The sequence below is a fragment of the Streptomyces sp. NBC_00335 genome (genome assembly GCF_036127095.1).
Lineage (GTDB): Bacteria > Actinomycetota > Actinomycetes > Streptomycetales > Streptomycetaceae > Streptomyces.
Genome location: NZ_CP108006.1, coordinates 7,860,273 through 7,880,093, shown reverse-complemented (window position 1 = coordinate 7,880,093; position 19,821 = coordinate 7,860,273). Strand labels below are relative to the sequence as shown.

19 protein-coding genes are annotated in these 19,821 nt (G+C 68.9%); 7 read left to right on the top strand and 12 right to left on the bottom strand.

What is annotated here, in order from left to right; all coding sequences use genetic code 11:
- The first annotated feature begins 179 nt into the window (after window positions 1-179).
- Window positions 180-569, top strand: a complete 390-nt coding sequence (locus OHA37_RS35680; protein ID WP_266911657.1) for an ATP-binding protein — start codon at window positions 180-182, stop codon at window positions 567-569.
- Between the two features lie 90 nt (window positions 570-659).
- On the opposite strand, the gene OHA37_RS35675 is transcribed toward OHA37_RS35680, so the two are convergent.
- Window positions 660-1,283 (bottom strand): GOLPH3/VPS74 family protein, encoded by a 624-nt coding sequence (locus OHA37_RS35675; protein ID WP_266911655.1) that lies wholly within the window; start codon window positions 1,281-1,283, stop codon window positions 660-662.
- A 601-nt stretch (window positions 1,284-1,884) separates the two neighbouring features.
- On the opposite strand from OHA37_RS35675, the gene OHA37_RS35665 reads away from it, so the two are divergent.
- From OHA37_RS35665 to OHA37_RS40880, 3 genes are read left to right on the top strand one after another with little or no spacing between them, the layout of a single operon-like run.
- Window positions 1,885-2,064, top strand: coding sequence for a hypothetical protein (locus OHA37_RS35665; protein WP_266911653.1), 180 nt, complete (start codon window positions 1,885-1,887; stop codon window positions 2,062-2,064).
- 27 nt (window positions 2,065-2,091) lie between these two features.
- Window positions 2,092-2,832, top strand: coding sequence for an SDR family NAD(P)-dependent oxidoreductase (locus OHA37_RS35660; protein ID WP_323182393.1), 741 nt, complete (start codon window positions 2,092-2,094; stop codon window positions 2,830-2,832).
- A gap of 8 nt (window positions 2,833-2,840) precedes the next feature.
- Window positions 2,841-3,257: a UBP-type zinc finger domain-containing protein gene (locus OHA37_RS40880; RefSeq protein WP_443046260.1), complete on the top strand. Its 417-nt coding sequence runs from the start codon at window positions 2,841-2,843 to the stop codon at window positions 3,255-3,257.
- Window positions 3,258-3,304: 47 nt separating this feature from the next.
- Here the strand turns inward: OHA37_RS40880 and OHA37_RS35650 are convergent, their stop codons facing one another.
- From OHA37_RS35650 to OHA37_RS35635, 4 genes are all read right to left on the bottom strand, one after another.
- Window positions 3,305-4,810, bottom strand: coding sequence for a cryptochrome/photolyase family protein (locus OHA37_RS35650; protein WP_266911649.1), 1,506 nt, complete (start codon window positions 4,808-4,810; stop codon window positions 3,305-3,307).
- Window positions 4,811-4,910: 100 nt separating this feature from the next.
- Entirely contained in the window at window positions 4,911-5,489 is a 579-nt protein-coding gene (locus OHA37_RS35645) for a fasciclin domain-containing protein (protein ID WP_266911647.1), read from the bottom strand.
- Between the two features lie 164 nt (window positions 5,490-5,653).
- On the bottom strand, window positions 5,654-6,085 hold the full coding sequence (locus OHA37_RS35640) for an SRPBCC family protein (protein WP_323182392.1): 432 nt from the start codon (window positions 6,083-6,085) through the stop codon (window positions 5,654-5,656).
- Between the two features lie 210 nt (window positions 6,086-6,295).
- Window positions 6,296-8,335, bottom strand: coding sequence for a glycosyltransferase (locus tag OHA37_RS35635; protein WP_266911644.1), 2,040 nt, complete (start codon window positions 8,333-8,335; stop codon window positions 6,296-6,298).
- A gap of 157 nt (window positions 8,336-8,492) precedes the next feature.
- Here OHA37_RS35635 and OHA37_RS35630 point away from each other — a divergent pair, with 157 nt between their 5' ends.
- Window positions 8,493-9,815, top strand: coding sequence for a glycosyltransferase (locus OHA37_RS35630; protein WP_266911642.1), 1,323 nt, complete (start codon window positions 8,493-8,495; stop codon window positions 9,813-9,815).
- A 62-nt stretch (window positions 9,816-9,877) separates the two neighbouring features.
- Here the strand turns inward: OHA37_RS35630 and OHA37_RS35625 are convergent, their stop codons facing one another.
- The 6 genes from OHA37_RS35625 to OHA37_RS35600 all read right to left on the bottom strand — a co-directional run bounded on the left by OHA37_RS35625 (window position 9,878) and on the right by OHA37_RS35600 (window position 16,235).
- Window positions 9,878-10,747 (bottom strand): MurR/RpiR family transcriptional regulator, encoded by an 870-nt coding sequence (locus OHA37_RS35625; protein WP_266911640.1) that lies wholly within the window; start codon window positions 10,745-10,747, stop codon window positions 9,878-9,880.
- A 137-nt stretch (window positions 10,748-10,884) separates the two neighbouring features.
- Window positions 10,885-12,174, bottom strand: a complete 1,290-nt coding sequence (locus OHA37_RS35620; protein WP_266911638.1) for a cyanophycinase — start codon at window positions 12,172-12,174, stop codon at window positions 10,885-10,887.
- 170 nt (window positions 12,175-12,344) lie between these two features.
- Window positions 12,345-13,559 (bottom strand): M20 family metallopeptidase, encoded by a 1,215-nt coding sequence (locus tag OHA37_RS35615; RefSeq protein WP_266911636.1) that lies wholly within the window; start codon window positions 13,557-13,559, stop codon window positions 12,345-12,347.
- The gene (locus tag OHA37_RS35610; protein ID WP_266913374.1) at window positions 13,556-14,308 is read right to left on the bottom strand and encodes an amino acid ABC transporter ATP-binding protein; all 753 of its coding nucleotides are present in this window, start codon (window positions 14,306-14,308) and stop codon (window positions 13,556-13,558) included. The genes OHA37_RS35615 and OHA37_RS35610 overlap by 4 nt, the downstream gene beginning before the upstream one ends.
- An 8-nt stretch (window positions 14,309-14,316) precedes the next feature.
- Window positions 14,317-15,279 carry an amino acid ABC transporter permease gene (locus tag OHA37_RS35605; protein WP_266911634.1) on the bottom strand — a complete coding sequence of 321 codons (963 nt, stop codon included), beginning with the start codon at window positions 15,277-15,279 and terminating at the stop codon, window positions 14,317-14,319.
- 2 nt (window positions 15,280-15,281) lie between these two features.
- On the bottom strand, window positions 15,282-16,235 hold the full coding sequence (locus OHA37_RS35600; RefSeq protein WP_266911632.1) for an ABC transporter substrate-binding protein: 954 nt from the start codon (window positions 16,233-16,235) through the stop codon (window positions 15,282-15,284).
- 558 nt (window positions 16,236-16,793) lie between these two features.
- Here OHA37_RS35600 and OHA37_RS35595 point away from each other — a divergent pair.
- A complete protein-coding gene (locus OHA37_RS35595; RefSeq protein ID WP_266911630.1) occupies window positions 16,794-18,026 on the top strand; it encodes a pre-peptidase C-terminal domain-containing protein in 1,233 nt (410 codons plus the stop codon).
- A gap of 277 nt (window positions 18,027-18,303) precedes the next feature.
- A complete protein-coding gene (locus OHA37_RS35590) occupies window positions 18,304-18,813 on the top strand; it encodes a DUF4383 domain-containing protein (protein ID WP_266911628.1) in 510 nt (169 codons plus the stop codon).
- A gap of 136 nt (window positions 18,814-18,949) precedes the next feature.
- Here OHA37_RS35590 and OHA37_RS35585 read toward each other — a convergent pair whose 3' ends face one another.
- Window positions 18,950-19,723 carry a response regulator gene (locus OHA37_RS35585; protein ID WP_266911626.1) on the bottom strand — a complete coding sequence of 258 codons (774 nt, stop codon included), beginning with the start codon at window positions 19,721-19,723 and terminating at the stop codon, window positions 18,950-18,952.
- Window positions 19,724-19,821 lie beyond the last annotated feature (98 nt).

Sequence of the window (19,821 nt, the reverse complement as noted above, 5' to 3'; positions counted from 1 at the left end):
CCGGTACGGCCGCCCGGCTCCGGCGAGCGCCCTCGAACGTGGTGCCGCTCAACAGCCGCCCCCAACGAGGGATCAGGCCGCGGCGCGGTCAGCGCCGGCCTGGTTCCCGCGGTCCCCCGGGAACCGGCCGAGCGCCCACTGGACCGCGCGCAGCGACGACCAACGACCCGGGAGACCCGATGAACACGATGCGCATCACCGTCGCACCCGCCTGCGCCACGGCATCGGTCGCCGGCGCACGCAAAACCACCCGCCACTTCCTGCACGACCTCCTGCCGGTGATCGCAGCCGAAGCAGCTGACACCGTGATCCTGGTCGTCTCCGAGCTCGTCACGAACGCCCTGCGGCACGGCGGTGGCACTTGCACCCTGGACCTGACCGCGCACCCTGGCGCCGTCGAGGTCGCCGTCCACGACGACAGTCCGCGGGCCCCGCGCATGCGCTGCCCTGATCTGAACGGTGGGGCCGGAGGATTCGGCTGGCCCATGGTCAACCACCTCGCCCGCGCCACCGCCGTCACCCGCCACCCGACCGGCGGCAAGACCGTCAGCGCCCTCCTCGACCGGTAGCACCACGGCGCCGCCGTACGCGAAGCCCTGCCATCCAGGGATCGGTCACATCGGACAGCTCCCTGGATGGCACCGGGCCGGGGCGTATGCCTACGGGACACGCCAGACATTGGCGAAGGCCGCGTTCTCGATGGAACGCCGCTGTCTCACGGCTTCGAGCTCCGTCACCGCATCGCTGACGATCGCCAGCACGGTGGTCACCGCTTCGTCCTCGACGACCGGCTCGTTCGCGCGCTCGCCTCCGTCCTCGGAGCGGCTCGCCTCGATACCCACGACCGAGGCGAGGGCGACGAGAGTGGGCTCACCCGCCTCCCACCTGCTTCGGGCCCGGCGCCGAACGGGCGTCTCGGCGACTTCCAGGCGGTCGTTTCCGAAGGGCAGCAGGGCGCGCCGTCCCCGTGTCAGCTGGCCGGCCGCTTCGAGGGCGGTCTGGTAGGCCGTGGACAGCTCGCGGCCACGGCGCCACAACCAGTCTTCGACCCCCTCGTAGGGCGCCTGCCGAATGAGCGCCTCCGACGCCTCGGCCACGAGTTCGTCATGCGGCTCGCACGGACCGCCCGGCACGATGGAGTCGCCGTCCAGAGAAGCGGCCTGCACCGCGAGGAGATCGATCAGTTCGGCGCCCGCGAGCGCGAGCGACAAGTCACCCTGCCCGACGCCGACCCCGGGCCGTTCGTCCATGGCGATGAGGAACAAGTCTTTCGCCGTGCTCATGAGCGCTCCCCTCGAAACCTTCGGAAATAGGACCCCCGGTGCGGCTCCCACCCTCACACCAACGCCCGCGAGGACTCCCTCGTTCCCCTCGCACCACGGGCGCACCGGCTCCATGCTGTACTCGCTCGCCAGGTAGCGGCCGGTACCGGGACTTCCACACACCGTGGGAAGCCTGGGCAAACACCTGGATCGCCGCCTTCGACCACACCCAGCCCACCGGCAACACACTCGTGTGGCAGGCCGAACTCCTCGCCATGCTCGTCGGCATCGCCCTGCTCGTCCCTCTCGTGCAACGGCGCCGCGACCCTGAAGCCCCGTACACCGGACTCAGGCTGTCCGTTGATTCGGGCCTTCGCCCAGATCTACCCGGCCGTCGCCGTACCGGAGCGCAGGCGTAGGCGTGCGTCGCGAAGGCTGGCTGCCGGGTCGGGTCTCAGGCCCCCGGGCGCGCTTTCGACCGTCCGCCCCGCCGTCGCTGGAAACGACCGTCCGATCTACGGCTCACCTCGCCAGACGGTGCACAAACGATGCGAGAGGCGCGAGGCGGACCGTCGCAGAAATATGGAAGGGGCGAAGGAAAGCACTGAGTCGAGGAGGCACCATGAACTCGTACGGTGTCACGCCGGAGGAAACCCCATCAGGTGAAGGCTGCACCGCCGAGGCGCATCAAGAGCGGCCAGACGGTGGCCTCTGGGAGCACCCCTGGCTGTTCTTGGGATTGATAGCCTTCGGCGCAGTCCTGGTGGCGGGCTTCTTCGCAGCCCGGATCGCCGGGTTGTGATCGCGTGCGGCATCGGACTCGCTGGGCATGCCGGCGCGAATGGGCTGCCCGGGAGGCCGGGGCGCGCAAAGGCCCCTTGGTACGGCCATGACCGCTAAGGGGATTGAGGGAGCACGGCTGTTGGTCGTGGGCGCCACAGGGGCGCTCGGCCACCTCGCTGCTCAAGAGCTCCACGCCCGGGGTGCCCTCCTAGCCCTGGCAGGGAGGAATGAGCAGCGATTGGCCGCCTGCTCCGAGGCTCTCGGCGGTCCCGCTCGGTTGATCGACGCATATGACCTCGACGGCTGCGCCGCTCTCGCGCCTTGGGCCCTGCAAGAGTTGGGTGCGCTGAACGGGGTGCTCGTTTTGGTGGGGGTAGCCGGTTTCGGGCGGGCCGAGGACGTACCTGATGCGGTGGCCGAGCATGTGTTCAGCGTGAATTTCCTGTGCCCCGCAGCGGTGTTGCGCGGGGCGGTTGCCTGCGTGGCGGAGGGAGGCTTCCTGGCCGCCGCGACGGGCGCGATCGTGGACCGGCCGATGCTGGGAACGGCCGATTACGCGGCGTCCAAGACCGCTTTGAGTTGTTGGCTCGGTGTCGTGGCGCGTGAAGGGCGCGCACGGCGTCTACAGGTGCTCGATTTCCGGCTCCCGCACCTGGAAACCGGTTTCTCGGACAGGCCGGTGACAGGGAGCGCGCCTGCCCTGCCGACGGGAGCCGACCCCGGTGCGGCCGTCCATGCGATGGTCGGCCAACTCGCGGAAGCAGCCGACCGCGGAGCAAGAGCCTGAGGGCCGCGGTGAACACGCTCAGCCAGCCTGTGCCCCCGTGGGCCGAGGAGAGGAAAGGAAACGAGTTGGATCACATCGGCGCCGACCGCGAGAGTCTGCGACGACCACTCTCCTCATGGGCGGTATCGCCTGACGGCGGCCGTCTCGAAGAACGTACGTGTTCCCACCTCGCCGCGCTGCCCAGCCGGCCGGCGATACCTGTGGGAGTGTGTGCGGAGTGCCGCGAACGCGGGTGGACTTGGGCCCGGCTGCGGTGGTGTGCGACGTGCAGGCACGTTGGATGCTGCGACAGTTCGCGAGGGCGCCACGCGTACGCCCATCATGCGCAGACGGGACACCCCGTGGTCCTGTCGATGGATCCCGACGAGGCCTGGGCGTGGTGTTTCGTGGACGAGGTCTTCCTCGTTCACGTGCCCGGGGGATAGCAGTGGCCGGTTCCCCCACAGCTTTGCCGGCCGACGACCAGATCGGCTCAGGGGGGTGTGTCGCCGACGGCGCGGTGCGCCCGGATCACCTGCTCGACGTCGCCGAGCCGGTCCAGGCCCTTCACGGCTCGGGCCATGCGGGGATTGCCCTCCAGCCTTGCGCGATGCCGATTCAGAAAGGACCAGTAGCCGACGGTGAAGGGACAGGCCCGTTCGCCACTGCGGTCCGTGGGCCTGTACCGGCAGCCCTCGCACAGGTCGCTCATCCGGTGGATGTAGGCGCCGCCCGAGGTGTAGGGCTTGGTGGTCATCAGCCCGCCGTCCGCGTACTGGGACATGCCCACCACATTGGGCAGCATCACCCAGTCGTAGCCGTCCACGAAGCACCGGTGGAACCAGTCCGTCACCTCAGCCGGGTCCCAGCCCCGCTGCAGGGCGTGGCTGCCGAGGACCATCAAGCGGGGGATGTGGTGCGTCCACCCCGTATCCCGAACCTGCGCCAGCACCGTAGACAGGCAGCGGGCCCCCACCGCGTCCGCATCCAGCTCGGCGAACCATGCCGGGACCGGTGTGGTGTGGCGCAGTTCGTTGCGGTGCCGGTAGTCCTCGCCGAGGTGCCAGTAGAGGTTCCACACGTACTCGCGCCAGCCGCACACCTGCCGGATGAAGCCCTCGGCGCTGTTGAGCGGTACCAGCCCGGCCCTGAAGGCCTCCTCCGCCCGGCTCACGCACTCCCACGGGTCGAGCAGGCCGAGGTTGAGGGAGGAGGACAGCAGACTGTGGCTCATCACGGGGTCGGCGGCCAGCATGGCGTCCTCGTGCGCGCCGAAGTCGGCGAGCCGGTGGGTGACGAAGTGGTCGAGCGCGGCCAGGGCCTCGCGGCGGCTCGCGGGGAAGAGGCGGGGGCCGTCGCGCCCCACGAAGGTGATGCCCTCCTCCCGCTCCCAGCGGTCCAGGTCCCGCCGGACTCCTTCGTCGATCTCGTCCTCCCGGGGCCGGTACGGAGGCGGCGCGCCGAGCGTGGTCCGGCCGCGGGGCGGTGGCTCGCGGTTGTCGTGGTCCAAGTTCCACCGCCCGCCCGCCGGCCCGTCTCCCTCCATGAGGATGTCGTGGGTGCGTCGGGTGTGCTGGTAGAGGTTTTCCTGCAGGAGCCGCCGGCCCTGCTGCCGCGCGGCCCAGTCGGCGAACTCCCGGTGTCCGACCAGAAAGCCGCGGGCCGGGTGGACGGTGACCTGCGGGAGCGAGGTCACCAGGGCGAGGGCGGCACGGGACGTGGGGTGGTGGACGGAGACCGGTGCGTCACCGACGGCCTGCATCAGCCCTTCCCGGTAGGTCTCCGCCCTGACGTACTGGGCTCGCTCACCCAGGTCCGCGGCCCGGTGGCGCATGGCGCTGAGCACGAGATGGGCCTTGGCCCGGTGGAACCGGCGCCGCCGCAGAACGGCGCGGGATTCGATCAGCAGCCACCGGACGTTCCTCGGCGTCCCGCCGCCGGCGGTGGCGGTGAAGTGCGGGCCGAGCTGGTCTCCGAACAGCCAGTGCACTGAACTCATGCCCGCATCCAACCAACTCGGACCATGCCGACGGCGAACGACGCGACCGATCCACACCTTCGTACGCTCACGCTCACCGTCCTCTTCGCAGGCAGTCGGGTCACATCGGCGTGAGGACGGTGTCGATGATGTTGACCGTGGCGTTGGCGGTCTGGACGTCGCCACAGACGATCTTCGCCGTGCCGTTGACGGTGAAGCTCTCTCCGGATCCGGCAGTCGTCAGGGAACCGCCCTCGAGGGTCTTGAAGGAGCCCTTGGCGAGCTGGTTCGGTGTGATCTTCTCGCCCACCACGTGGTAGGTGAGGATCTTGGTCAGTTCCGCCTTGTCGGCCAGGATCTTGTCCAGGTCGGCATTCGGGATCTTCGCGAACGCCTCGTTGGTCGGAGCGAACACGGTGATGCCCTCGGCGTTGTTCAGGGTGTCGACCAGGCCGGCCTTCTTGACGGCCGTGACCAGCGTCGACAGGGCCGGGTTGTTGGACGCCGCGGTGGCCACGGGGTCCTTGGCCATGCCGGCGAGGCTGCCGGAGCCCTCCTTGGGGACCGATGCGCAGGCCGGCCCGTACGGGTCCGCCTGCTGGGAGTCGGCGAATACCGGGGTTGCCACGCCCAGAACCAGGGGGAGAGCGAACGCTGCTGCCGCGAGTGCGGCGGTGCGGCGGACGTTTTGGATAGCCATGGCTTCCTCCTCCGAAGGGATCTTCGCGCTCTGTCGTTCGCTGGGGCGGCGCCTCGCGGCGCAGAGCGCCTTCACTATGGGTTCGTCACCGGGGACAGGACCGATTGGTCCAGGAGCCCGCGGGATCTTCATCGCTCGGAAGCGGCACGGATGGGGGGGGTCCGTCACCCGTGTCGGGCCTCGGCCGCGATGGGCAGTCGCTCCGCGACCTTGTCCGCGAGCGCCTCGAACTCCGAGCGCAGGAAGGGTTCGGCGACTCTGGCAAGGCCCTTGAACCGCAGGGAGGCGGTGTAGGTGAGCCGGGTTTCGGTGGCCGATCGGGGCTCGAACTTCATGACGTCCCTGGCGACCACGGTCTTGTTCGTCCCCGCGAAAACGAGCTGGTGCGTCTCGCGGGATTCCAGGACGTAGACCAGATCAGTGGTCCGCCCGCGGAAACGAGAGGTGTTGTGCCAGGTGGCCCCGGGCCGCACCGGCCCTTCGCCGGTCCGGACGCACCGTACGGTGCCCGGGTCCCAGTCCTGGGCATGGCCGAAGTCCGCAAGGTAGGCGACAAGGTCTTCGAGCGGAACTCCGACGATGAAACTGCGCTGCACCGTGATCACTGTCTTTCGCCCCTTTCTCCCGCCTCCGTCTCTGCCGGAGCGTTTCGAGACTGCATCTACTCTTCGCTCCGCGGTCCGGCACCGGATGCATCCGGCTCGGATGGTTGCATCCTGGGGAGCGCGACGTCACGGAGAGCTGTGGGGCACGTCCGCTGAGTGATACATGTACGACCTCCGCGGCTTCCCTCGGAACCGGAGCGGTCATGTCTTGGGAACGGCGGTGTTGATGCCGGGCAATTCGGCGTAGACGGAGGCGAAGGCGGACGCCGCGGCGTCGATCGAGTAGCTCGCACGAACCGTTGCCCGAGCCCGGCGCGCCATGGCGTCGAGAACCGCAGGCTTCAGGGACAGCAGTGCCTCCAGCCCCTCAGTCAAGCCCTTGGACGAAGAGGTATCCAGGAGTAGACCGTTGACCATGTCCTCCACATAGTGAGGAATTCCGCCACGGCTCGTGGCTGCGACCGGCAGGCCCGCATCCATGGCTTCGAGCACGGCGATGCCGAACTCCTCCTTCGCGCTCGGGCAGACGTAGTAGGCCCGGCCCCTAGTTCCAGAGCGGGCCAGCGCCCGCTCCAGACGGCGGACTTCGGTGTTGGGCATCGCTGCCACCATGGCCAGCCGCGCAGACGCCGCCGGGGTCGCCGCTACGAGATCGGCGATCGCCTTCCGCACTTGGCGCTCTCCCGAATCCGCCCGATCCGCGCGAGGGGATCCGCCCACGAGCACGAGCGTCGAGCGGAGATGCAGTCCGGACTCGATCCATGCCTGCACCAACACGTGCTGCTGTTTGAGCGGGTGAAGGCGCCCCACGGTGAGCAGGATGGGCTGTCCGCGCTCGTCAGCTTCGAGCGCTGCGGGCAGTGCGGTCTCGAAGAGCCTTTCCAGCAGGCGCTCGCATCTCTGGGGTTCGTGGACGGCGGGCTGATAGGCGGTGATCCCCTCCGGTGGCGCGATCGGTCCTCGACCACCGCGTACGGCTGCGAGTTGGGGAAGGTAGCGGACCAACTCGGCTGTTCCGCCGCGGCCCGGGATGCCGATGACGGCGTCGGCGCGATCCACGAGCCTGTCGGCCGCGAAGACGCGGTGCAGGTCTTGGCGCAGGTCCTCCATTGGGGTGTCGCCGGTGACCGTTCGTCCGGCGTGCCGCTCGCTGACACGGCGGTGCGGGTCGGGTGTCGCGGTGAAGACCAGTCGGGTGCCGAGCTCGCGCGCTGCTTCGGCGACTGCCAGGGATCTGTCGTCGGCGTACCTGACATGGACAAGGTCGGGCCGCCTTCCGAGCCCTTCGAGGAGCATGCGCGTCCACCAGGTGAGCGCACTTGCGTCGCCCACTGGTCCCATCCCTGGAGTGGTAGTGGCGTGTGGGTCAGTGGGCAAGCTGAGCGTCCAGTGTCCCGGTCCCCGACCTCGCAGGAGGGTGGGCTCGGCCAGGAGCTCACGCGCATCCTTCGTCACGAGGGTGATGACGGCATCGATGCGCTCCGTCCGCGCGAGCGCATCGCCCAGGCCCGCGAGGAGGACTCCGAGACCTCCGCTGCTCCCCTCTCCCGGGGTGTCCATCTCACCGAGCAGCATCGACTGAACCACGAGCAGGCCGGCTGCGTGCGGCAGCGCAGGAGGTTCGACGAGGCGCTCGCCTGTGGCGGCCGTGAGGAGCAGCCGTTCGTAGGCCTCGGTCGCGGTATCGGGCTTCGGGAGCAGATGCCGACACGGGGGTTGGAGCGCGAGGTGGCGCCACAGGGCCAATCTGGCCGGCCTGTTGTTCAAGGGGCTTCGTCGGGCGAGGGAAGCCCACCCGGCTGCATCCATGATGTGGAGCCGACCCGCGGTGGCCAGGTCGATCAGGTGAGCCAAGGTTTCGGGGTCGGTACAGTCCAGGATTTCCCGGGTGAGTGTGCGGCGGACGGACTCGGTTCCGTGACGACGTAGCGACAGCGGCCAGGCTTCCGTGACGGTGCTGCGCAGCCGCTGGTCCGCGTTCAGGGTGGCGGCCAGGAGTTCTTCGGGGTCGACGGACCCACACAGGCGCAGGGTGCGACGCAGGAGGGCCGTCTTCCTGTCGCCGGGATCTGGCAGGGGGTCCGCCGGATGGTCGTCGTGCCACGGGCGGTACTCGGCGTTGAGGAAGGAGGCCAGTGTTCCGAATGTCGCGGGTGTCCGCGGCGCTTCTTCGGTGTCCCAGAAGCCCTGTCGGGCCACGACAAAGGGGTCGGGCCCTTCCTGCGGGGTGGTTGCGTCCATGGGGCGCTGCTCTCGCTCGGGCGGATGGTCACCGCTGATTCCGCCGCGTTCACGGCTTTGGATGCGAAGGAGGGGGCAACCAGCCACCGTGCTGCCTCCGGATGCGCGCCTCCGACCGAAGAGGGCAGGACAGTCCTCTGCCGGAAGTGAGGCCTTCGTGCCGCGTGTCACCGTGATCGCTCCACCGTTCCACTCGCACGCGGCCCCGCTGTCCGTGCTGGCGGGAGAGCTCCGTACAGCGGGGGCGGAGGTCACTTTCGCCTGCGCCGAAGCGTTCGCACCTCTGGCTGAAGCAGCGGGGGTGGATTTCACCCCGCTGACGGTCACGCGCAACGCGAACACCGGAATCGCCCGGAGCACTGTGCAGGGTCAAGCCGAGTCGCGGCGCTTGGAGGAGTTCCTCGATGCCACGCTCGCCGGGGCTGTTCCCGCGCTGCTGGTTCAGGCCCGCCATCGCAGGGTCGACATGCTCGCCGAACCAGCGCGGGTGCTGGAGGACCTGCGGTCACTGCACGCCCGGCGGCCGGCGGACTGGTACGTGGTGGACCAGCTGAGTTACTCCGTCACCCTCGCGCTGCACTGCCTGGACCTGCCGTACGCGACGTTCTGCCCGGGGCATCCCAGTTATCTGCCGGCCGCGCCGGACGCGCTGTTCGGAGTGCCGTATGCGTGGCCGCACGCTGTAAGGCCGGCGGCCGCCGGGCTGAACGCGCTGCGCCGGGAAGCACTGGTGAACGACCGCTCCTTCACCGCGCTCTTCGCACGGTTCATCTCCCTTCACGCACCGCACCGGCCGGTACCGAGGAGGGCGTTCTCGCTCTGTTCGCCCCGAGCAGTGGTTCTGCACTATCCGCGCCTGGACTGGCTCCCCCCGCGCCCCGAAGGCCCGGAGTACGTTTTCAGCGGGCACTTCACTCGCGCCGAACCGGCAGGGCCCGGTCCCTTCTGGGAGTCCGAACTGCGCAGGCTGAGGCAGGGGGGCCGACGTGTGGTGCTGGTGGCGCTGGGAACATTCCTCTCGGCCCGGCATGACGTACTGGAGGCAGTGGCCCGGGGGATCCTGGCCGAGTGCGAGGACACCTCGGTGATCCTCGCCGCCGGGGACCGTGCTGGTGCGCTGGCCTCCCTGGCCGGCCCTCGGGTCTCGGTCGCGGCGACCGTACCGCAGCAAGCGCTGCTTGCACGAGTGGATGCGATGGTCCACCACGGCGGCAACAACTCCTTCACCGAGTGCCTGGCCGCCGGCGTGCCCGCTCTCCTCCTCCCCTTCTCCAGCGACCAGTTCTCCATCGCTCACGATGCCGAAAGGGCGGGGGCGGCCCTGTGTCTCGACCCGAACGGGTTGGACGCTGGCAGGGCGGGCCGTGCCGTCGCCACGCTCCTGGACGCACCCCGGCACGCCCTCGATGAACTGTGCCGGCACGTGCGCTCACGCGGCCCCGCGCAAGCGGCCAGCAGACTGATCCATGTGATGACCTGAACCTCCCCCGGCCCGGAGACGGACGAGGAGGCCAGGACGAGTTGGCCGGAGGATTGTGGAATTCAGTACAGACCCATCCGGCGGGCGGTGTCCTCTCCGTGCTGCATCCGCTGGCGGGCGCCTTCACCGAGGGCGGTGAGCACGCCGGCGACGACGGTTTCGATGATGGCGAGGGTGGGGACGAGGCTGTCGTAGGGGGAGGGTGCGGCGACCTGGCTCGGCAGGACCACCTGTGCGTGGGGGGCCGCGGGTGAAAGCCATACGTCGGTGAACAGGATGACCTTGCCGCCCTGTTCCTGGACGAGTTCGGCCATGGAGACCTTGTCCGGCTCGTAGCGCCGGTAGTCGAACAGGACGAAGACATCACGTCGGTTCACCGCTGCGAGCTGCGCGGTCCGTTCGACGTCCCGGTCCGGCAGGAAGCGGACGTCGTCGCGTACCTGCATGAGGTGCAGACCGAGGTATTGGGCGAAGAGGTTCGTGAACCGACCGCCGGCCAGGGTGATGCGGCGTTTACCGTCGGAGAGCAGTGCGATCGCGTGTTCGAGATCGTGCGGGGGCAGTTCGGCGAGGGTCTGGGCCACAGCGGCGCTGAAGACGTTGCTACCGCGCTGGAGGAGGGAGAGGTCCTCGATTCCGCCTTGGCTGCGGCCGTAGTCGGTTGCCTCGTAGAGGGAGAGGGGAGAGGCGTTGCGTTCGTCGAGCTCCGCGCGGAGAGCGGTCTGGAAATCGGGGAAGCCGCGGTAGCCGAGCCGGTTGATGAAGCGCAGGACGGTCGGGGTACTGACGGCGGCGCGTTCCGCGAGGACGGCCATGGTTTCGAAACCGGCTGCGGGATAGCCGGCGAGTAGCACGCGTGCGACCTTGCGTTCGGCAGGGCTGGCGTCGCCCAGCTTGAGGCGGATCTCGTCGGCGAGCGTGCCAGGGGCCATGCGCTGGGTCTTCCTTCGTATGCGTGGGTGCTGGGGTGGGTCGAGGTCGAGCTTAGTGTCGAGCGTGAGCAGGTGAGGCCGGCCGGCACCGCAGGATTCCGGCCGGCCCCTGTCGACCGGAGTGCGTCAGGGCAGAGTCACTCCGGAGCGACGGCTATCCGCAGGCCGGTGACGGTGTGCGCGGTTGCGCCGTCGCTGGTCCAGGCGGTGAATCCGGGTTGCTTGGTGAAGGTGACGGTGAATCGGGGGCCGCTCTCGAAGGTGCCGGCCGTGGTGGTGCGCTGGGTCGTGGTGGCCAGGGCGCGGGCGGTGTTCAGGAAGGAGTAGGGGACGCCCGCGGGGTTGGCCGGGGAGTAGAAGACGTCCGAGTTGGCGGGTATCGGTGAGGCTGTCAGCGGTATCAGGGGCCGCTTGCCGCTGGCGGGCTGGATGTGCCAGCGGTGGGGGTCGTAGCGGTCGCCGTTGGAGAGGTAGGTGTAGCGGGCGCCTGTCAGGGCCCATCCGGCCTGTGGGTTCTTGTGGGTTCGGGCTTGCCGGAGGTCGAGGATGGCGACGCCTTGCGGGCCCAGGACGCGCAGTCGCTCGCGGGGGGTGCTGGGATCGTCGACGACGAGTGCGGTGTTCTCTTCCAGTGCGTACACGCGGTCGTGTCCCGTGTCGGCGGCGAGTCGCAGGGCCCTGCCTTCGCGTCCGTTCGTACCGGTGTGGGTGTCGATGAGTCCTGAGCGGAGGAAGCCGAAGCCGCCTTCGGGGAGGTATCCGAGCCGGGCCGGGTCCTCGAAGTAGCCCGGGCTGCTGCCGTCGCGCAGTCCTTCGTAGGAGTCTCCTCCGGTGACCATGTCGGCTCCGGCCGCGATCTGCGCTCCGGCGCTGGATCCGGATACGACCGCCCCGGCGGCGAGCTTCGCCCTCATGGCGGCGAGCACCTTCGAGTCGGTGTGTGCGGAGCCGTGGAGCAGGGTGGTGACGTAGCGGAACTGGTCGCCGCCGCCGAAGAAGAAGCCGGTCATGGAGTTGACCTGCCGCACGACCTCGTCGGAGTCGGCATTGGTGATGTGGTCGAGGTCGATGGGGATCCACTGGGCGTCGGCGGCACCGTGGTGCTTGAAGAGTCCGGCGTAGTAGGCGCCGTTGCAGGCGGAGTTGCTGCAGTTCTCCGGGTCGCCCGCCTCGGGGTCCTGGCTGGCGGGGATCGAGGCGGCGGTGAGGACACCGATGCGCGCTTTTGCTCCACCTGCGCGCTTGATGATCTCGCCGTAGACCTGCGTGTTGTCGGCTTTGAGGCCGCCGCCGATCAGGACGAGCGAGCCGCGGCCGCCGGCCGGCGCGGCGGTGTGGGCGTGGGCGGCCGGGGCGAGGGTGAGTCCGAGAAGGAGAGCGGTGCTGCCCGCCAGTGCGGTACGGCGGGCTCCGGTCGGGACGGGCATGGGGATGCCTCCAGTAGGTGGGATCGGGTGGTGGCCGGGACCGCAGCGGCGGGTGGCTGCTGCGGTCCCGGCGCGGGCCGGCAGCCCGGTGCGTGGTGGGAGGGGCTGCCGGGGCTGGGTCCCGTACCGGGCAATGGCGCGATCAAACCGGTACGGGACGTCGGGGGGTGTCAGCCGGTGCGGCTGTCGCCGAGGTCGGCGATCAGGGAGGCCAGGAGAGCGACGCGGGCCGGGACGGTGGAGGTGTCCAGCCATTCCTCCGGGGCGTGGTCGGCGCCGCCGACCGGGCCGAGGCCGTCCAGGGTGGGCACGCCGAGACCCGCGATGAAGTTGGCGTCCCCGACGCCCCCGGTCGCCGCGCCCGACAGGCTGATTCCCAAGCCTGCGGCTATGCGTCTGGCCTGGTCGAACATGCGGCGTGAGGCGGGTGTGTCCTCCATGGGCGGGCACAGGTCCAGCTGCTCGACGGTCGCCGTGGTGCCGGAGACGGCGGGCCGTGCGGCTGCGGACTCGATCGCACGGTGGGCCGCTGCGAGTCCGGCGGCGGTGGCCGAGCGGACCTCGACGCGCAGCTCGGCTTCCGGGCAGACGATGTTGGTGCGGCTGCCGGCCCGTACGACACCGACGTTGACGGTGACGTCGTCCCAGTGGCCGTTGAGGGACTGCAGGGCCACGACCAGGTGGGCGGCGGTCAAGGCGGCGTTCGCTCCGCGCTCCGGCTCGATGCCGGCGTGCGCTGCCCGGCCGGTGACGCTCACCCGGAAGTCGGCGACACCTTTGCGGGCGATGACCAGGTCGCCGTTCTCCCGGGCACACTCCAGGGCCAGCGCGTAGTGGACTCCACGGGCCGCTGCTTCGGTCACGGGGCGGCTCGCCGGCGAGCCGATCTCCTCGTCCGGGGTGGCGAGGAAGACGAGTTCGGCGTACTGCCCTGCCCGAGTCTCTTCCAGGATCTCGAGAGCGGTGATTCCGGCCAGCAGGCCGGCCTTGTCATCGCTGACACCGGGGCCGCGCGCCGTGTGGCCGTCGAGGTGGAAAGGCCTCGCTGCGGCGGTTCCGTCGTCGAAGACGGTGTCGAGGTGCGCGACGAGCAGGAGGCACCGTCCGCCCTGCTCGACCGGAAGGTCGCCCAGCTTGCGGGCGAGGATCACATCGCCGACGGGGTGCCCGTGGGTGGGGTCGGGAGCGACGCGCTCCACGTCGAATCCGAGCCGCATGAGCCGGTTCTGGGTCCAGTCGGCCATCCGGTTCACGCCGGCCGGGCTGTAGGAGCCCGAGTCGATGGCGACCAGGCCGGCGAGGTCGGCGAGGTAGCCTTCCAGGCGCGCTTCGGCGTACGGAAGCAGCGTGTTGGTGTGCAGCTGCTCCCGTGAGGGGGCGGTCACAGGACCTTCGAGAGGAACGCGCGGGTGCGTTCCTCTCGGGGTTCGACAAGGACCTGGCGCGGGTCACCGGATTCGACGACGACGCCGTCGTCCATGAAGACGGCGGTGTCACCGACCTCGCGGGCAAAGCCGATCTCGTGGGTGACCACGACCATGGTCATGCCGTCTGCCGCGAGCCGGCGCATCACGTCCAGGACGTCTCCGACCAATTCCGGGTCGAGGGCGGAGGTGGGTTCGTCGAAGAGCATGAGTTTGGGTTTCATCGCCAGGGCTCGCGCGATGGCGACGCGCTGCTGCTGCCCGCCTGAGAGCTGGGCCGGGTAGTGGCCGGCCCGGTCCCCGAGGCCCACCTGTTCCAGCAGATGGTGGGCCTCGTCCCTGGCCTGCGACGTGGCGGTCTTGCAGACGTTGACGGGGGCTTCCATGACGTTGTCCAGCGCGGTCATGTGCGGGAAGAGGTTGAAGCGCTGGAAGACCATGCCGATGTCGCGTCGCCTCGCGGCGACTTCCTTCTCGCGCAGTTCGTGGAGCCGCGATCCGCTCTGGCGGTAGCCGACCAGATCGCCGTCGACCGCGAGCTTCCCGCCGTCGACGCGGTCGAGGTGGTTGATGCAGCGCAGGAACGTCGACTTGCCTGAGCCGGAGGGGCCCAGCAGGCAGCACACCTGGCCGCGTTCGACGGTCAGGTCGATGCCTTTGAGGACTTCGAGTTTCCCGAAGTGCTTGCGCACGCCTTGGGCGCGGACCATGGGAACGTTCACGCGGCCGCCTCCTTGGTGTTCTTCTTCGTGCGGGCGGGCTCGGCCGGTGCGCCGGCGAACATGCGGCGGAGAGGTGAGATGTGGCCGCCGCGGTCGGAGCCGCGGCCGTAGCGGCGCTCCAGCCATGCCTGCGGGATGCCGAGCAGGGTGACCAGTCCCAGGTACCAGAGGCTGGCGACGACGAGCATGGGGATGACCTGGTAGTTCTGCGCGTACACGTCCTGGATGTTGGACATCAGGTCGTGCGCCGAGATGATCGACACCAGGGCGGTCATCTTCAGCATGTTGATCGTCTCGTTGCCCATCGGCGGGATGATCACCCGCATGGCCTGGGGCAGCACGATCCTGCGCATGGTCTGGGCGGGCCGCATGCCGAGGGAGTGCGCCGCTTCGGTTTGGCCGGGGTCCACCGACTGGATGCCGGCCCGGACGATCTCCGAGGCGTACGCGGCCTCGTTGAGGCCGAGGGCCAGCAGGGCTGCGATGGCCGGGGTGAGGAGGGAGTTCGTCTCGACCTGGAAGAAGGTGACGCTGGTGAACGGGATGCCGATCTTCACGTACTGGTAGAGGGCGGCGGCGTATCCCCAGAAGATGATCTGGACCAGCAGGGGGGTGCCGCGGAAGAACCAGACGAACAGTGAGGACATGCCGTAGAGAACCGGGTTGGACGACAGCCGCATCACTGCGACCAGCGTGCCGAGGACGAGTCCGAGGGCCATGGCGGCCACGGTGAGCCACAGGGTGGTGACGAGTCCGGAGAAGATCAGGTCGGCGAAGAGGAAGCGGCCGATGATCTCCCAGTGGAGATTGCCGTTCTTCGCCAGTGATCCGGCGACACCGACGAGTGCGGTGATGGCCGCAACAGCGGCGATCCAGCGGCCGTAATGGCGCAGCGGCACGACGGTGAGCTGCTCGGGGGCCGGGCGGTCGATGTCCGCCGGGGCTGTGGTGGTCGTCATTTCTAGTCCACCGCCGCGTTCTTGGTGGCCTCCTTGACGGCGATGGATGCGACACCGTACTTGTCGAAGATCTTGGTGACGGTTCCGTCGTCGATCAGAGCCTGCAAGGCCTTGTGGATCGCGTCGCTGAGCCGGGGCAGCTTCTTGGAGACCGCGATGCCGTTCGGCGAGGCCCCGTAGCCGCCCGATGCGGCCGGGTCATCCACGACCTGGAAGGCATTGCCACCGTCGGCGGTCTTGGCGGTCCAGCCCGCGGCGGGCTTGGTCTGCACCTGGGCGACGACCTTGCCGGAGCGCAGGGCGAGCTGCGCGTCGGAGTCCTTGGGGAAGGTCTGGATGTCGATCTCGCTCTTACCGTCGGCCTTGCACTTGGCCTGGTGTTCCTTGAGGAGGTCGAGCTGATTGGTCGCCGCCTGCACCGCAACCTTCTTGCCGCACAGGTCGTCGAGGGTGGTGATCTTCTCGGGGTTGCCCTTGACCACCATGATCCCGGAACCGGAGACCGAGTAGTCGACGAAGTCGACGACCGCCTGGCGCTCCTTGTTGTCCGTCATCGCCGACATCGCCGCGTCGAACTTTCCGGCCTGGATGGCCGGCACGATCCCGTCGAACTTCTGGGGCGCGAAGGCGAACGTCACACCCAGCTTGGCCCCCAGCGCCTGCCCCAGGTCGTAGTCGAGGCCGGTGAGCTCCGGCTTGCCCTCGGCCACGAACATCTCGAACGGCGCGTACGGCACGTCCGTGGCCACGCGGACGGTGCCCGCCTTCTTGATCGCGTCGGGCAGTGCCTCGTGCAGCGCAGTGTCCTTCGTGACCGCTACCCCGGCGATGGTGGCCGGCTGTCCGCCGGTGGCCTCGGCGGTGTCGGCAGCGGGGTCCGAACAAGAAGTGAGCGTGGCCAGCGCGGTCGCGGCCGTCAGCGCCGTGATCAGGTTTCGGGACAGACGGGTGTTCATCAGGCGTATGCCTCTCCGGTCTTCGGGGCCGACGGGGTGTTCGCCGTCGACTACAACACGGAAATTACAGAATCGCTCGCCTGATGGCTAGATGTATCGCTCCTTACATTGCGGTAACGGGCACCCCTTCTGCCACGAGACCACGCAGCGCGGGCCGTTGAACTGACCAAATCACCCACTCCTCCGAAGGGAAGGGTGATTCACGCTCTACATCTACCGTTCATTCGGCTCGGCTTGTAAGTTCCGCTACTGCATCCCCCTACAGGACGGCGCACCTCCCACAAGCGCCGCTCAGGGCGTCGCCACGCCCTGCCCCCTGCAGATTCACCAACCCCTCCCCCACCCCTTGGAGAAGCCATGGGCACACGGTTCAGGCACGCCTCGCCGGCCTCGACTGCCGTAGCACTGCTCACACTTGCCGCCACGCTCACTTCGACCTCCAGCGCGCAGGCTGCCGCCACACGGGTCCGCTTGGGCAGCGGCTCGGACGTCAGCCGCACGTCATGGCAGGGCCCTGCCTTCACCATGAACGGCGACGGCAAGATCATCCCTGGCTCCATGTCCGCTGCCATCGACGCCGTCCGCGGCGGCACCGGAAGCCTGGACGTCGTCGTCCTGGCCGGCTCCGCCCCCACCTCGGGCAGCACCACCCCCGAATGCGATGCCGCGATGGCGCTACCCGGCGTCAACTCCTGTACGACCTGGACCCTGACCGCCGCCGCGGACGGCAACAACAGCCAGGTCAACACCGATATCCGCAACGCCGAGTTCGTCTACTTCGCCGGCGGCGACCAGTGCCGCTACGCCGCCTGGAAGGGCAGCGCGCTGGAGGCGTCCGTCGAGTCCGTCGTGGCCAAGGGCGGCGGCTCGGGCGGCGGCAGCGCCGGCCACCACATCAACAGCCCCGTCGTCTACGACGCCTGCAAGGGCAGCGTCACCAGCGCGGAAGCCCTCGCCAACCCGTACGACAGCTACATCACCTTCACCACCGGCATGTTCGACTGGGCGAACTACGGCGGCGTCATCAACGACTCCCACTTCACCACCCGCGACCGGATGGGCCGCACCATGGCCTTCGTCGCCCGCGCCATCAAGGACGGCCGGACCTCCGGAGGCAAAGCCTGGGGCGTAGGAGTCGAAGAAGGCAGCTCACTGCTCCTCGACAAGAACGGAACAGCCACCCTCTACGGCAAGGAGGCCTACGTCGTCCTGGGCGACCACCAGCCGGAGCAGGCTGCGTCCGGCAAGCCCCTGACCTTCTCGAACTACAAGATCTGGCGCCTGGGACCCGGGCAGACCTACGACTTCAGGAACCGCCCCACCTGCGGCTACTACCTCCGCAGCGTCACGAACGGAGTCGCCGACCCCAACCTGTACACCGGCACACCGCAGACCGGCTGCACCCCACCCGGAGGCGCGAACACCCTGGCGGAAACCGAAACGAACGACACCCGCGCCACCGCTGACGACGCCGGCGCCCTGACCTACCCCGCCTCACTCACCGGCAGCATGAAGTCGACCACCGATCGCGACTACTTCCGCGTCTCCTTCTCGGCCGGCGAGCGGGTCGCCATCCAGTGCACCATTCCGGACGGAGCCTATGACGCCGACCTCTACCTGCTCGACTCGGGCGGGAGCACCATCGACCGGTCCGTGAACGATGGAGTGGGCATGGACGAGTCCCTCACCTTCACCCGAACCGCCGCCGGAAGCGGCACCTACTACCTCGAGCTCGACGCATACCAAAGCTCGGGCAGCTCTCCGTACACCTGCACCCTGACGAAGAGCTGAGACATGGCGGGTGCCGGAGCCTTCCCTCTCCGGTTCCGGCATCCGCCGCCTGCCCGAGCCCGTGGTGGGCGGCTCTGCACATCGGCTCCGCCACACCAGAAGGCGGGGAAGGCGCGACCCCGAAATTGTGCATAAACGGTGCAAGTCGCCCGTCGACTCGGGCTGCGGATACGTTCGGCTGGACCGGCCACCTCGCCGGAGGTGTCGCTCACCCGAAACGATCCGAAGGAGCCTTCGAGAAGTGAAGCATCCCGTCCACACCAGCTGAGGAGCCCGGATGAAGCTGAGCGACGAACTCTCAGTCGATCACAGGCTGGCAACCGTCTACCGCTATGGCGCCCTTCTCTGCGGGCTGACCCTGATCGCGTTCGGCGTGCTCGGCTTCGCCGATGCCCTCCGCCCCTTCGACACGCAAGGCGAGACGATCGCGGGCCTGACCACCAACACCACCCTGAGCGTCATCTCCGTCGTCGTCGGGCTCGCGCTCGCCGCAGGCGCCGTCATCGGCGGCAACTTCGCCTCCACCCTCAACATCACGGTGGGAGCGCTGTTCCTGCTCAGTGGGTTCGCGCACATCTTCATCCTCGACAAAGGCGCCAACATCCTGGGATTCGGCATGACGAACGTGATGTTCAGCTTCGTCATGGGCTTGATCGTCATGACCTTCGGGATGTACGGCCGCGTCTCCAGCAAGCTCCCCCACGACAATCCGTACTGGCAGCGCCGTCATCCCCGGCATGAAGGCGGCCGGGATCCCCAGGCCAGCCGGGCCATCGCTGTCGACTGACCGCGTACGGCGGCCGGCGGCCGGCGGGGCGACCCGGCCGTCGACCGGGTACACCTTCGCGGCGATCCAGCGCCAGAGCCGATACCACCGAGCTCCTGCGGTTCCTGGACGGCGCGACATCAGGCGATGCGGCCGGTCAGGCGCGGTGCGGGCGCGTGGCGGTGTCCAGATAGAAGGCATCGATGCTCTGGACGGCCTGCTCGAACTCCTCCAGGTTGACCGGCTTGGTCACGTACGCGTTGGCGTGGCTGGTGTAGGCGCCGACGACGTCGTCGGGTGCGGAGGAGGTGGTGAGGACGACGACGGGGATGGTCCGGAGGTCGGCGTCGTTCTTCAGGATGCGCAGCAGGTCGCGGCCGTTCATGCGGGGCATGTTCAGGTCGAGCACGATGAGGTCGGGGCGCGGACTGTCGGGGTCGCGCAGGTGCTCCAGGGCCGCGACACCGTCTGTGGCCTGGACGAGATTGCGGGCCCCGCGCTCGGAGAGCGCCTCCTCGATGAGCATGGCGTCCGCGATGTCGTCTTCCACCAGCAGCACATCGAACGGTCGGGCGGGGTCGTTCATCGTCATCTGCTCCGTGGGTGCATCGTCGGTGTGGTTGAAGAGCCCGGGCCAGCGGCGGCGGGCTCCCTGACGGGTCACGCCGCATGCGCGGCCGATTTGGGGGTATCCGGCTCCCGCACGCGCGGCGTCCGTGGCCGCTCCGCGCTGCAGTCGTTCCACGGCCCGCTGAAGGTGGTCGAGTACATGCAGGCGTACCAGGGCCTGCGCGCGGTCGTCCGCCGCAGGATCCGAGAGGTCCTTCTGCAGACCGAGCGCCAGGCGACGGGTGAGGTCGGCCACGGCCGCGTCGGCGACGGCGGCCGTCTCCTTCGGGGTGGTCCGCAGGTGGAAGTTGGTGCCGGGCATACCCCGAACCCTAGGCCCTGATCCGGCGTGCGACAACAATTGTTGTCAAGGCCCTCTACAGTGTGCGCTGCGCCCTGTTCAAGGCGGCTGTCTCGGGA

Coding starts and splice junctions, on each gene's coding strand:
- OHA37_RS35680 (WP_266911657.1), top strand. CDS start 180: ATGAACACGATGCGCATCACCGTCGCACCCGCCTGCGCCACGGCATCG.
- OHA37_RS35675 (WP_266911655.1), bottom strand. CDS start 1,283: ATGAGCACGGCGAAAGACTTGTTCCTCATCGCCATGGACGAACGGCCC.
- OHA37_RS35665 (WP_266911653.1), top strand. CDS start 1,885: ATGAACTCGTACGGTGTCACGCCGGAGGAAACCCCATCAGGTGAAGGC.
- OHA37_RS35660 (WP_323182393.1), top strand. CDS start 2,092: ATGCCGGCGCGAATGGGCTGCCCGGGAGGCCGGGGCGCGCAAAGGCCC.
- OHA37_RS35650 (WP_266911649.1), bottom strand. CDS start 4,810: ATGAGTTCAGTGCACTGGCTGTTCGGAGACCAGCTCGGCCCGCACTTC.
- OHA37_RS35645 (WP_266911647.1), bottom strand. CDS start 5,489: ATGGCTATCCAAAACGTCCGCCGCACCGCCGCACTCGCGGCAGCAGCG.
- OHA37_RS35635 (WP_266911644.1), bottom strand. CDS start 8,335: ATGGACGCAACCACCCCGCAGGAAGGGCCCGACCCCTTTGTCGTGGCC.
- OHA37_RS35625 (WP_266911640.1), bottom strand. CDS start 10,747: ATGGCCCCTGGCACGCTCGCCGACGAGATCCGCCTCAAGCTGGGCGAC.
- OHA37_RS35620 (WP_266911638.1), bottom strand. CDS start 12,174: ATGCCCGTCCCGACCGGAGCCCGCCGTACCGCACTGGCGGGCAGCACC.
- OHA37_RS35610 (WP_266913374.1), bottom strand. CDS start 14,308: ATGGTCCGCGCCCAAGGCGTGCGCAAGCACTTCGGGAAACTCGAAGTC.
- OHA37_RS35605 (WP_266911634.1), bottom strand. CDS start 15,279: ATGACGACCACCACAGCCCCGGCGGACATCGACCGCCCGGCCCCCGAG.
- OHA37_RS35600 (WP_266911632.1), bottom strand. CDS start 16,235: ATGAACACCCGTCTGTCCCGAAACCTGATCACGGCGCTGACGGCCGCG.
- OHA37_RS35595 (WP_266911630.1), top strand. CDS start 16,794: ATGTCCGCTGCCATCGACGCCGTCCGCGGCGGCACCGGAAGCCTGGAC.
- OHA37_RS35590 (WP_266911628.1), top strand. CDS start 18,304: ATGAAGCTGAGCGACGAACTCTCAGTCGATCACAGGCTGGCAACCGTC.
- OHA37_RS35585 (WP_266911626.1), bottom strand. CDS start 19,723: ATGCCCGGCACCAACTTCCACCTGCGGACCACCCCGAAGGAGACGGCC.